Below are 12,671 nucleotides of genomic sequence, written 5' to 3' on the forward strand. Positions count from 1 at the left end.
ACTCTGTTGAAGTAATCATGTGTGAGACCGCTTCGGGCCTCGTCCACAAATAAAACTCCCAGATTAAAGGTTCGCTTCGTCTTCAAAGCTCTTGCCGATGAGTTGGGAAGATATCCCATCTCTGAAGCCGTTCTTAATATGTAGTTTTTTGTTTCTTCTCCGATATCGGAGTAACCATTTAATGCTTTACTGACAGTGGCGACTGAGACATTACATTGTTTTGCGATTTCTTTCATGGAAACCATATGCTTGCCTCATTCTTTCCTGTTTTTCTTTCCTGTCATCTCTAAATCGTTTTCGTAAGCTTATAGTACCCCCTAGTGCACAAAAAATCAAGTGGTTTCTGGCGTTTTTTGTGCGTTTTCACGTCATTCTACCTATTGCACAATTTGGATATTTGTGTTTTTAACAATTTAATCGTGAATAAGAGCTCTTTTCGAAATGTTTTCGCGAAAAGTTTCGTGTTTTAAATCTCTGATTTGTAATATATAATAGATTTAATTATTACTGTAATTTTTATGTTGCTTTTAATCAGTCTTTCTATTATACTAAGGACAAATATATACCATTATTCTTTACTTTTATTTCTTATTGCCTTTACTTATTCGTTTTCGTGTGTTAATTATCTCACAATTCAATCCAATTGATTTTTTCGAAACTACTCATTGCATTTGCAAAACATTATTACTTATATAAGCGCAGATCACTATGCAGCTTCGAAAATTAAAATAATGCACCCTGATGTAAATCACGAATAGCAATCAACCAATTAGAAAGAATTCAGCAAGAATAAAATTTATCAAAGGAGATCCACTATGAATTTCGGACATTTTGATGACGTCAATAAAGAATATGTTATTACAACACCAGATACCCCGTTGCCATGGATCAATTACCTTGGCTCCCAGGATTTCTTCACACTGATTTCCAACACCTGCGGCGGCTATAGCTTCTATAAAGATGCAAAGCTGCTCCGTATCACTCGTTACCGCTACAATAATATCCCGGTAGATTCCAACGGAAAATACTACTATATCAAAGATGGAGATACCGTATGGAATCCAGGTGCAATGCCAACCCGCACTCCTCTTGATGTTTATGAGTGCCGCCATGGACTTGGCTATAGCCGTTTCCACGGTGAGAAAAACGGCCTGGCAGCTGATCTTCTTGCATTCGTCCCTGTTGACACAGCCTGCGAGATCAACAAACTGACTCTGCGAAACAATTCAGATAAAGCGAAAGAGATTTCGTTATTTTCATATGTAGAGTTCTGCCTCTGGAATGCCGTTGACGACATGACCAACTACCAGCGAAACTTAAGCACCGGTGAAGTTGAGATCATCGGCAGCACCATTTACCATAAGACCGAATACCGCGAACGACGCAATCACTACAGCTTTTTCACTGTAAATACTCCTGTAGACGGTTTTGACACCAGCCGTGATGAGTTCTTAGGACTTGGCCGCGGCAATAATGCTCCAATCGTTGTAGAGGAAGGCAAGAGCCACAATTCTGTTGCCAGCGGATGGTATCCCATTGCCAGCCAGCAGATCAATGTTTCCCTGGCACCTGGTGAAGAAAAAGAATATGTTTTCCTTCTCGGCTATTGTGAAAACCCAAAAGACGACAAATGGGAAGCTTTAAACGTGATCAAAAAAGAGCCTGCTAAGAAGATCATGGAGAAATTCGAAACTTCCGAACAGGTAAATGAAGCTTTCGCCATCCTGAATACTTACTGGGATGATCTTCTCTCCCGCTATCATGTAGAGAGTAAGGATCCTCACGTAAACCGTATGGCAAATATCTGGAACCAGTACCAGTGTATGGTAACCTTTAACATGTCCCGTTCCGCTTCTTACTATGAATCCGGAACCGGCCGTGGAATGGGCTTCCGTGATTCCTGCCAGGATCTTCTTGGATTTGTACATCTGATCCCGGAGCGTGCAAGAGAACGAATCCTTGACATTGCAGCTACCCAGTTCGAAGATGGAAGTGCTTATCATCAGTACCAGCCGCTTACCAAGCAAGGTAACCTGGATATCGGAAGCGGATTTAACGATGACCCGCTGTGGCTGATTGCTGCTGTGGCCGCTTACTTAAAGGAAACTGGAGATTATTCCATTCTGGATGAAATGGTTGCTTTTGACTGCCATATGGAAAAAGCAGCTCCTCTTTTTGAGCATCTTCGCCGTTCCTTCGAATACAGCCGCACCCATCTTGGACCACACAAGCTCCCTCTCATCGGACGTGCTGACTGGAATGACTGTCTGAACCTGAACTGCTTTTCCAATGAACCTGGTGAATCCTTCCAGACCACAGGACCATCTGAGGGACCAGTTGCAGAATCTGTATTTATTGCAGGTATGTATGTAAAATACGGAAATGAGTTTGCAGAGATCTGCAGACGTGTTGGAAAAGAAGAGGACGCTGCTATCGCACAGAAAGCTGTTGAAGAAATGTACCAGGCAGTCCTTGACGCTGGCTGGGATGGAGAATGGTTCCTTCGTGCTTATGACGCCACCTCTCAGAAGGTTGGCTCCCACGAATGCAAAGAGGGGCAGATTTTCATTGAGCCGCAGGGCTTCTGTATCATTGCCGGCATTGGTGTAAAAGAAGGCCTGGCAAAAAAAGCTCTTGATTCTGTAAAAGAGCGCCTGGACACCAAATATGGTATTATGCTTCACCAGCCGGCTTACACCAGATATTACCTGAACCTTGGTGAAATTTCTTCCTACCCTCCGGGATACAAAGAAAATGCCGGAATCTTCTGCCATAACAATCCATGGATTTCCATTGCCGAAACCGTTATCGGAAGAGGAAACCGTGCTTTTGAAATTTATAAAAAGACCTGCCCGTCTTATATTGAAAACATTAGCGAAATCCATCGCACAGAGCCTTATGTCTATTCCCAGATGATCGCAGGACGGGATGCAGCCCGCCATGGCGAAGCGAAAAACAGCTGGCTTACCGGAACAGCTGCATGGACTTTCGTGAACCTCTCCCAGGCAATTCTGGGTGTACAGCCATCCTATGATGGACTTTCCATTGATCCGTGTATTCCGGAGGGCTTCGGTGACTTCACCCTCACCCGCCGCTTCCGCGGTGCCACCTATTACTTCGACGTTAAGAACCCGAATAATGTAGAAAAGGGTGTAGCTTACCTGGAGGTTGATGGCAGGCATGTGGATGGAAATGTGGTACCTGTTGAGGATGGAAAGACAGAGTATCATGTGACAGTGCATATGGAATAAAAATAAATATTACTAATTTTAGCAAGAGCCCCCGGAACCGAAATTCCGAGGGCTCTTGTTTTCCTATCTGTTTTATTTCTCGTAAAGCGGATGAATTTCTTTCTTATACGCATATCGTATAAACACAAAGCAGATCACTCCCGAGAACACCTCTGCAATGGGAAAGGACCACCAGCAGGCTCCAAGGCCACCTGCTTTTGACAGGATAAATGCAGCCGGAAGTAGCACTACCAGCTGACGCAGCACAGACACCGCAAGGCTTAAAAAGCCATGTCCCAATGCCTGAAACACAGAAGATGCAACCACAGAAAATCCTGCGATCAGAAAGCTGAGGCTGATGGTACGAAGTGCCGGGATACCGATTGCCATCATATCGTCAGAGGCGCTGAAAATTCCCAGAAGGCTTCCCGGGAACAGCTGGAATACAGCGAAACCAGCAAGCATAATACATACTCCGTAAATAATACTCAGCTTAATTGCTTTCGTAATACGCTTCGGTTTTCTGGCACCATAGTTGTAAGCAACAATGGGAACCATTCCATTATTCAGTCCAAACACTGGCATAAAAATAAAGCTCTGAAGCTTGAAATACACGCCAAATACCGCCGTTGCAGTGGAAGTAAAGCCCATCAGGATCTTATTCATTCCGAATGTCATAACAGAACCAACAGAAGCCATAATAATAGATGGGAAACCTACGCTGTAAATGCTGCGGATCACATCACCGGAAATCTTATATTTCACAAGAGAAATATGAAGCTCTTTATTCAGCTTCATATTCACGATCACACCTGCAATTGCTGCAATGATCTGGCCGGTAACAGTGGCAAGAGCTGCTCCTGTTACTTCCATTCTTGGAAATCCAAATAAACCAAAAATCATGATTGGATCCAGAATAATATTGATAATAGCGCCAAGAAGCTGTGTTGCCATGGAATAAATCGTTTTCCCTGTAGACTGCAGAAGCTTCTCACAGGTCAGCTGGATAAACAGGCCGAAGGACATAATTCCGATCACTCTGACATAATCCACACCATATTCCATGATCTGCGGATCCGTAGTCTGCACCCTGAAAAAAGCAGGTGCAAAAAATCCACAAACAATTGCAAATCCAATAAAGCTGAAAATCGCAAGATAAATACCGTTATTTGCAGCACTATTGGCATATTCCTGCTTTTTCTCTCCAAGAGAGCGCGACACCAGCGCATTGATACCAACACCAGTACCGGTTCCCACTGCAATCATCAGGTTCTGCACCGGAAACGCAAGTGAAACTGCAGTAAGTGCACTCTCACTTAATCTCGCCACAAACATACTGTCCACAATATTATAAAGTGCCTGGACAAGCATGGAAATCATCATCGGTACAGACATGGTGAGCAGAAGCTTTGCCACTGGCATCACACCCATTTTATTTTCCTGAACTTTTACTTCTTTTTCCAAAAACAATCCCCTCTCTTCTGTAATTAAACCTTTTCGTTTACTGTTCACTCCGTGACCAGTAACCCTTTTGTTCTGTCGCCCTCTTTTTTAGAGCGTGTTTGAAAAAGACTTTCTGCAAGATGAGCATCACAATTTGTAGGAAATTTTGTCCGAATGGGGCATCACAGCGGGCTACGCAGACGAAATTCAGGCAAAATATACCGCAAAGCAAGGCGTGCAGATTGCGGGAATGATTTTTCAAACCTGCTCCAGGCCAGTCCTCTTATTGTATATAAGTACATGCCGAATGTCAATATAAGGGTGGATTTATCTGAGAAATTATGCTATCCTTATTACTGTTTACTGGTAACGTTCCGTGAGCAGTAAATCTGTCCTTTTTTTCGATTGATATTTATCCAACAGGATTCAAAACAGAAACACCAGATATACACAATATCTTATTTTTATAAAACGGAGGATTTTTCTTATGGAAAGACACAGCTTTGCTATGGAAATCAAAAAAGGAAAAAAAAATGACTACCGCCAGATATTAGGAGAGATCTGGCCAGATCTGACTGCATTTCTGGATCAGGAAAAGGTACATAACTTCAGCATCTGGAACTGTGATTCCCTGATTTTCGGATATTACGAAACAGACGAAAACAACGAATTTTCAGAAGAGAAAAAAGCCAGCATCCAGGCTCTCACTTCCAGAATTGACCACACCTTCACCTGGATCTCCACCCCTGGCGAAAACATGCGTCTGATGTACCACAATTTCGGTATTGTCCGCGAAAACAAAGAGCTGATCCGCCACAGAATGTTCATGACCAGACTGAAACCTGATTGCGAGGAAGAATATAAGGCAAGACATGACGGACTGGTTGCCGCAAGAGAGGGCAGAATTGACCCGGGTCCTGACAGCAACTTCAGCATCTGGAGCGCAGGCGGATATATTTTCGGCTATGACGAAATCGATACCACTATGGAGACTGAGGAAACACCAGAAGCCCATGAAGCTACCGTTGCCTGGGAAACCCGCCAGCTTGGCATCATGGACTGGATCACCAATGACTGCGACTGGCTCACAGGAACAGTCCACTCTGCAAGTGTAAGACTGGCATGGCATATGGGGAAATAGAATCATAATGCTCCAAAACCCTCAATGATTTTCAAAGGTCATTGAGGGTTTTTCTTGTACAGATCATATTTCAATTCTTTTCTGAGAACCTCCAATTCTTCGTCAGTCCTTATGGTCCGCATTTCCAGATAGACCCAGTCGTCTACAATATGACCAATAACCGGAGTATCCATTTTCCGTAAGCAGTCACTGATTTCCTGTGCGGAAAGTCCTTTTCCATTCAGGCTTCTTATCTGCAATGCAGCTCCAGGCAGTGTTTTTCCAGGTGTAGTACCACCGCCAACAGGATTTCGTGTAGAGGTTACTGCAAGTTCATATGCAGAATCTTCGAACAACAATTCACCCATAAGCCATAATGCATTCCGCTTAAGTTTTTCTGCACTTCGACTCATCATATCATAAACCGGAATCTCTTTCTCCAGCTGACCTTCATCCAGATAAATACTTACCGTCTTATCCAGCGCCGCAGCTGTAAACTTATCGATCCGCAGCGCCCGCATGAGAGGATGCCGGGAAATCTTTTCGATCAAATCTTTACGTCCTGCCAATATTCCCGCCTGTGGCCCGCCCAGAAGTTTATCGCCACTGAAAGATACAATATCTGCGCCTTTCTTCAAAAGCTCCTGTACGGTCTTTTCAGGCTCGATTCCATAAAAGGCAATATCCACAAGGCTTCCGCTTCCAAGATCCACCAGAAGGGGAATTCCGCGGTTATGTGCTGTTTCTGCAAGTTCCGCAAGCTCTGCTTCATGGGTAAAACCGGTAATCTGATAGTTGCTGGTATGCACTTTCAGAAAGGCAGCTGTATTCTCTGTCACTGCATTTTCGTAATCCTCCAGATAAGTCCGGTTGGTAGTCCCCACTTCCACAAGCATTGTTCCACTCTGACTGCATACATCCGGAATCCGAAACTTCCCTCCAATCTCCACAAGTTCTCCTCTGGAAACCACTGTTTCTCCTCCAGATGCCAGCGCCGTCAGCATGAGCAGCACTGCTGCCGCGTTATTATTCACTGCAATGGCAGCCTCAGCCCCTGTCAGCTTACAGAGATTTTCAGCAAAATGATCATATCTGCTTCCTCTCTTCCCATTTTCCAGATTCATTTCCAGATTGGTATATCCGGTCATCAAAGGTACAAGCTCAGACACAAGTCTGTCCCCAAGGGGCGCTCTTCCCAGATTTGTGTGAAGGATCACACCGGTAGCATTGATCACCCGCTGCATCTGCCTCTGGCTTCTGCACGCAAGCAGTCTCTTCATTTCCTGCAAAACATACTCTGTATAATCTAATGTTGTCTCAGACAAAGCTTTCCGATCAGACAGCTTTACTGGTAAGCCATCCTTCTGGTCTGATAGTCCGGATGTATCCAGGAACACAGCTGGCTTTTCTTCCGCCAAAATCTGCTGACGGATGGCACCCCGCAGCTGCTCTTCCACCTTTCTGGCAGCTTCCAGTACTGCACGATGCCCATACTGTTCAGTCAGTTCTTTCGTCAGTTCCATTCCCATAAGCCTGTCAATCTTGGGTAGTCTGCGAAACAATTCCTTTCTCCTGTTCAGAAAGCTTTCCTTTTCTTTTTCTTTATGGACTTTCGAAGCATGCAGCTTCCTGTCACCTTTATCCATTATTTTTCTGTGCCTCAATCTGCTCCGCCAGATCATTCAGATACACCCAGCGATCCATTTTCTCTTCCAGCTGCTTCTCCGCCGCCTCTTTATCTGCCATGATTTCACGAAGTTTCACGGAATTGGTGGCATTTGCCATCATATCATTCTCCAGCCTGGCAATTTTCTCTTCAAGTCTGGCTATATCCTCATCAATAACAGCATATTCCCGTTCTTCTTTATAAGTAAATTTCAGTTTTTCAGACTTCTGACCCTGCTTCCAGTCTTTTCTGGTAGGTTTTTTCCCTTCATCCTCTGTACTGTTATTTCCGGAAGCTGCTTTATCCGACAAACTGCTGCCGGCCCCGGCACCAATTTCACTGCTTCCAACCCCATATTTCCGCGCTTTCGCCTCCGCATAATCTGTATAACCACCCTCATACTGGGTCAGTTTTCCATTCCCTTCAAAGGCAAAAATGCGATCCACCACGTCATCCAGGAAATAACGGTCGTGAGATACCGTGATCACAATTCCGGAAAATGTAGAAAGATAATCTTCGAGAATTGTCAGTGTCGGAATGTCCAGATCATTACTTGGCTCATCCAGAAGAAGTACATTGGGCGCCTCCATCAGTACCTTCAGGAGATACAGACGTCTCTTCTCTCCTCCTGACAGCTTGGCTACCGGTGTATACTGCATTGCAGAATCAAAAAGAAAACGCTCCAGCATCATAGATGCACTGATCTTTCCATCACGGGTAGGAATAAACTCTGCCACATCACGGATATAATCAATCACCCGCTGGTTACCATCCATGTCCGGCACTTCCTGGGCAAAGTAACCGATCCGGATCGTCTCTCCGATCTCCACGGTACCGGAATCCGGTTCCACCATTCCGTCAATAATACGGATCAAGGTGGATTTTCCGCATCCATTTGGCCCGATAATTCCAAGTCTCTGGTTTCTCAGCACAATATAGTCAAAATCCTCCAGGATCACCTTATCGCCATAGCTTTTGGAAATGTGATGAAGCTCTACTGTCTTTTTCCCCATTCTGGTCTCTACAGAGTCCATCTGCACATCCGTCTCCTGAACAGGCGCCTTGCTATTTTTTAACGCTTCCAGACGCTCCAGCCGGGCGCGCTGCTTGGTGCTTCTTGCACGGCAGCCACGCTTAGCCCATTCCATCTCCATACGGAGAATGCTCTGTCTCTTTCTCTCAGAAGCCAGCTCCATCTCTTCTCTTTGTGCTTTTAATTCCAGAAATCCTGAATAATTGGCATCATAGGAATATACTTTTCCATGACTGATCTCCAGAATTTTATTGGTAACTTTGTCAAGGAAATAACGATCATGCGTAACCATGATCACAACGCCTTTAAAGCGGTTCAGATAATCCTCCAGCCAGGTTACCATCTCGTTATCCAGATGGTTGGTAGGCTCATCCAGAATCAGCACATCAGAAGGGTTTACCAGAGTTCTGGCCAGAGCGACACGCTTCTTCTGTCCACCGGAAAGCTGCTCCACAGGGACATCATGTTCTGTAATCCCCAGCTTATTCAAAATATTTCTGGCCTCACTTTCCGTGCTCCAGTCCTTCTGCCATTTCCCATCAGCCACATAGTCCTGTACAATGGCACCTTTTGGAAAATCCGGCATCTGAGGCAGATAGGTGATACGAAGGCCATTCTGGGAAATCACCTGTCCCTCATCTGTCTCCTCTTCCCCTGCAATGATTTTCAGCAGAGTGCTTTTTCCTGTTCCATTGATTCCAATGATTCCGATTTTATCCCCATCATGAATTCCATAGGAAATATCATCAAAAATCTTTTTATCTCCAAAAATCTTGCTTACATGTTCAATGTTCAGTACATTCATAAAAACCATAACTCCTTTTTCACCATCCACTGGCATTTATTTCAGTATTTTCCGCCTCTGTCAGTTTCTTTTTTTCTCAAAACCATGGATCCAGTCTGATTTCAGATAAAAAATCAAAAACAGAATGGAGCTTAATGACCAGGTCAGCGGATACGCCCAGAATACAGTCTGGATCACCGGATGCAGCTTCACAGCGATGGTTATATAAGTCACACGGATCACGCACCAGCAGCCCAGCATAACAAACATGGGCACCGTAGCTCTTCCCGCTCCGCGCATAAGTCCTGCAATGCAATGGGAAAAGGCAAGCAGAAAATAGAACAGAGTAATGATATGTGCCTCTTTCACTCCGAAAGCAATCACTTTCGGATCATTGTTAAAAGCGGCAATAAATACCGGGCTTGCAAAATACACAATAATTCCCACGATCTCTGCCATCGAAATACTGCAGAGGATACCAATACGTGCTCCTTTTTTTGCCCTGTCATATTTCTTTGCGCCCAGATTCTGACTGATAAATGTGGTCAACCCCATAGAAAAACAGGTAATAGGCAGAAAACCAAATCCCTCAACCTTGGAATATGCCCCGCATCCAGCAACAGCCAGCTTGCCGAAGCTGTTGATATTAGACTGCACTACCACGTTTGCAATGGCGATCACGGAGTTCTGGATGCCGGCAGGAAGACCGTTGGATACAATCTGTTTCAGCATATAGGAGTCCAGGCGAACATCCCTAAGGGAAACCGTATACTCCTCCGGGCTTTTTTTCATCAGACGGTACAGGCACAAAAATGCACTCATAAACTGGGAAATGATAGTGGCAAGAGCTGCGCCCTCCACGCCCATTCCAAATCCGCCTACAAAAACCATATCCAGAGCCACATTCAAAAGCGATGAAAAAATCAGGTAATACAATGGATGACGGCTGTCTCCCACTGCCTGCATAATGCCTACAAAATTGTTATAAAGAACCAGTCCCAGGGATCCCATGGCATATACCTGGAAATACAGGGTGGATTTCGGCAAAATATCTGCCGGTGTTTTCATAAGGATCAGAATCTTCGGTGCAAGCACAACACCGCCAGCTGTAAGAAGTATACCGCACAGAATACCAAAAGCCACCGTGGTATGAATCGCCCTGTGAAGCTCCTTCTTCTGCCTTGCGCCAAAATATCTCGCTATGATAACGCCTGCTCCCATAGCAAGGCCCTGAAAAAATCCTACCAGCAGAAATGTAAGACTGCCGGATGAACTTACCGCAGCCAGTGCATCACTTCCCAGAAAGTTTCCCACGATCAGAGAATCTGCTGTATTGTACAGCTGCTGGAACAGGTTTCCCAGAAAAAGCGGGAACGCAAATCCCATCAGTTTCTTCCAGATAGACCCTTCTGTCAGCAGATTTTTGTTTTGTGAATTATTCATCTTTTTCCCCTCCATCAATCCTTTTTATCGTAACATACCACACCTGCTTTTTCAATCGTAAGTTGCGATGTGCTGTCCATTCTACGCCCTGCAATCGTGTTTCTGTTCACTTCGTTTACAGCAACACGCTTCGCGTTACACAAAACTCATGCATCCGCAAGATTTCACGCTCAAATTCTCGTTTTTTCTGTGAACTTTGTTCGCAAGAACACCTCGCGGAACATTACCAGTGAACAGTAATGTTGCGGAACAGGTTTTCACAAATCCAATTGCAAACATCCATATTTCGTGTATAATAAGACATATCATTATAATTATTTTTTCATACTTTTCGTAAATTTAAGGAGGACATATATTTGAAAAATCTGGAAACCATTTGGAGCAAAGCGGCTGCCCTGGGACAGACTCTGAAAGAATATCCTCGTCCGGATATGGTACGCCGTCACTGGATCAATCTGAACGGCATGTGGGACTATCTGATTACTGACAGCCGCATTCTTCCATGGCAATTTTACGAAAGCGAATATTTCCCCTTTGACGGACAGATTTTAGTGCCCTTTTCACCGGAAGCGCCTCTTTCCCAGGTAAAGCGCCAGCTTTTGCCTGATGAAACCTTATGGTATTCCCGTACCATCCAGTTGCCAGAGAACTGCCTGGATACAGAAAGTCAGCGGCTTCTTCTGCATTTTGGAGCTGTAGATCAGATCTGCAGTGTGTACATTAACAGAAAGTTCGTCGCCTATCACAAGGGAGGCTACCTTCCATTTACCACAGATATTACAAACTTTATCACAGAAGATCTCACAGTCTCTATCCTAATAAGTGTCCATGACTTCAGTGACACCTCCTATCATGCCAGAGGCAAACAGCAGCTGAAACGCGGCGGTATGTTCTATACTGCCCAGAGCGGGATATGGCAGACTGTATGGATGGAGATCGTACCAAACGAATACATAAGAGATGTGCGTGTTACCCCGGATTTGGATAATAGTCTGGTCCGGATGCGAATCCGCGTATCCTCCGCATCCTCGGCCGAAAATGCATCTCCCGCCCATATAAGTCCCACGGCAGCGGATCAGACAGATTCTCAGGGAACTGTTTTGGCTTTTTCACCTGACAGGCAGAATTCATCCAATGTGATCTGTAAGGTTTATCCACCTGTTTTTCTCGAAGCAGACGGACTTAACGATACATTATGCCAGGATGAAATAACTACCGCCGCAATCCGTCCCGGAAAAGAAGCTACCCTCTCCATCCCGGAAAATATGCAGAAGTCCTGGACTCCCAAAGAGCCGTGGCTTTACCCCTATTCCCTGGAATATGGCAAAGACCGGATTCTTGGATATTTCGCACTCCGCAAATGTGACGTACAGATAGCTGACGATAACTATCCCCGCTTTTTCCTGAACAATCAGCCATATTTTCAGAGCGGCGTGCTGGATCAGGGCTACTGGCCCGACGGGCTTTATACAGCACCTTCAGATGAAGCTCTCATCTACGATATTCGTGCAATGAAAGATCTTGGTTTTAATATGCTCCGCAAGCATGGCAAGATTGAAGCAGACCGCTGGTATTTCCACTGTGACCGCATGGGAATGCTGGTATGGCAGGATATGCCTAACGGCGGTTCTTCCTACCATCACTGGTTTGTCACCTATCTGGCCACATTATTAAACTGGATGCGCATTCCAGTAAAAGACCTCCACGCCCGCCTGCTCTCCCGCACAGATGTATTCGGCCGTCAGGAATACATTGACAATATCCGGGATATGGTCAGGACGCTGTATAATCATCCTTCCATCGTCACATGGATACCTTTCAACGAAGGATGGGGACAGTTTTCAACCAAAAAAATCACAGATTTTATTCACCGGCTTGATCCTTCCCGCCTGGTAGATTCTGCCAGTGGATGGTTTGATCAGGGCTGTGGTGATATTAACAGTCTCCATTAT

9 protein-coding genes and 2 pseudogenes are annotated in these 12,671 nt (G+C 44.9%); 4 read left to right on the forward strand and 7 right to left on the reverse strand.

Annotated elements, in window-relative coordinates:
• Positions 1-245: LacI family DNA-binding transcriptional regulator (locus AB5642_RS18575; protein WP_368371828.1), on the reverse strand; the 245-nt coding region annotated here is incomplete at its 3' end.
• Positions 246-815: 570 nt separating this feature from the next.
• On the opposite strand from AB5642_RS18575, the gene AB5642_RS18580 reads away from it, so the two are divergent.
• Positions 816-3,251, forward strand: a complete 2,436-nt coding sequence (locus AB5642_RS18580; protein WP_148462813.1) for a glycosyl transferase — start codon at positions 816-818, stop codon at positions 3,249-3,251.
• 72 nt (positions 3,252-3,323) lie between these two features.
• Here the strand turns inward: AB5642_RS18580 and AB5642_RS18585 are convergent, their stop codons facing one another.
• Both AB5642_RS18585 and AB5642_RS18590 read right to left on the reverse strand, forming a co-directional pair.
• A complete protein-coding gene (locus AB5642_RS18585) occupies positions 3,324-4,661 on the reverse strand; it encodes an MATE family efflux transporter (RefSeq protein ID WP_148462876.1) in 1,338 nt (445 codons plus the stop codon).
• 77 nt (positions 4,662-4,738) lie between these two features.
• Entirely contained in the window at positions 4,739-4,849 is a 111-nt protein-coding gene (locus tag AB5642_RS18590) for a DUF6783 domain-containing protein (protein ID WP_308768431.1), read from the reverse strand.
• Between AB5642_RS18590 and AB5642_RS18595 the strand changes: the two are divergent.
• A pseudogene (locus tag AB5642_RS18595) lies at positions 4,840-4,902 on the forward strand (hypothetical protein); the annotation flags it as partial. The gene AB5642_RS18590 and the pseudogene AB5642_RS18595 sit on opposite strands and share 10 nt — an antisense overlap.
• Here AB5642_RS18595 and AB5642_RS18600 read toward each other — a convergent pair.
• A pseudogene (locus tag AB5642_RS18600) lies at positions 4,891-4,935 on the reverse strand (hypothetical protein); the annotation flags it as partial. The pseudogenes AB5642_RS18595 and AB5642_RS18600 overlap by 12 nt on opposite strands.
• Positions 4,936-5,160: 225 nt before the next feature.
• Here AB5642_RS18600 and AB5642_RS18605 point away from each other — a divergent pair.
• Positions 5,161-5,814 (forward strand): L-rhamnose mutarotase, encoded by a 654-nt coding sequence (locus AB5642_RS18605; protein WP_148462814.1) that lies wholly within the window; start codon positions 5,161-5,163, stop codon positions 5,812-5,814.
• A 38-nt stretch (positions 5,815-5,852) separates the two neighbouring features.
• On the opposite strand, the gene selA is transcribed toward AB5642_RS18605, so the two are convergent.
• The 3 genes from selA to AB5642_RS18620 all read right to left on the reverse strand — a co-directional run bounded on the left by selA (position 5,853) and on the right by AB5642_RS18620 (position 10,719).
• On the reverse strand, positions 5,853-7,355 hold the full coding sequence (selA, locus tag AB5642_RS18610) for an L-seryl-tRNA(Sec) selenium transferase (protein ID WP_173718943.1): 1,503 nt from the start codon (positions 7,353-7,355) through the stop codon (positions 5,853-5,855).
• A 76-nt stretch (positions 7,356-7,431) separates the two neighbouring features.
• The gene (locus AB5642_RS18615; protein ID WP_173718942.1) at positions 7,432-9,297 is read right to left on the reverse strand and encodes an ABC-F family ATP-binding cassette domain-containing protein; all 1,866 of its coding nucleotides are present in this window, start codon (positions 9,295-9,297) and stop codon (positions 7,432-7,434) included.
• 60 nt (positions 9,298-9,357) lie between these two features.
• A complete protein-coding gene (locus AB5642_RS18620) occupies positions 9,358-10,719 on the reverse strand; it encodes an MATE family efflux transporter (RefSeq protein ID WP_173718941.1) in 1,362 nt (453 codons plus the stop codon).
• 356 nt (positions 10,720-11,075) lie between these two features.
• On the opposite strand from AB5642_RS18620, the gene AB5642_RS18625 reads away from it, so the two are divergent.
• Positions 11,076-12,671: glycoside hydrolase family 2 protein (locus tag AB5642_RS18625; protein WP_368371830.1), on the forward strand; the 1,596-nt coding region annotated here is incomplete at its 3' end.

It is taken from the genome of Ruminococcus sp. 1001136sp1_2201st1_G3_2201SCRN_220225, assembly GCF_040924365.1.
GTDB lineage: Bacteria > Bacillota > Clostridia > Lachnospirales > Lachnospiraceae > Blautia_A > Blautia_A faecis.

Bases quoted from the DNA above. Each gene is read 5' to 3' on its own strand.
- AB5642_RS18620 (WP_173718941.1), bottom strand. From the start codon at position 10,719: ATGAATAATTCACAAAACAAAAATCTGCTGACAGAAGGGTCTATCTGG.
- AB5642_RS18580 (WP_148462813.1), top strand. From the start codon at position 816: ATGAATTTCGGACATTTTGATGACGTCAATAAAGAATATGTTATTACA.
- AB5642_RS18605 (WP_148462814.1), top strand. From the start codon at position 5,161: ATGGAAAGACACAGCTTTGCTATGGAAATCAAAAAAGGAAAAAAAAAT.
- AB5642_RS18585 (WP_148462876.1), bottom strand. From the start codon at position 4,661: ATGGGTGTGATGCCAGTGGCAAAGCTTCTGCTCACCATGTCTGTACCG.
- AB5642_RS18615 (WP_173718942.1), bottom strand. From the start codon at position 9,297: ATGAATGTACTGAACATTGAACATGTAAGCAAGATTTTTGGAGATAAA.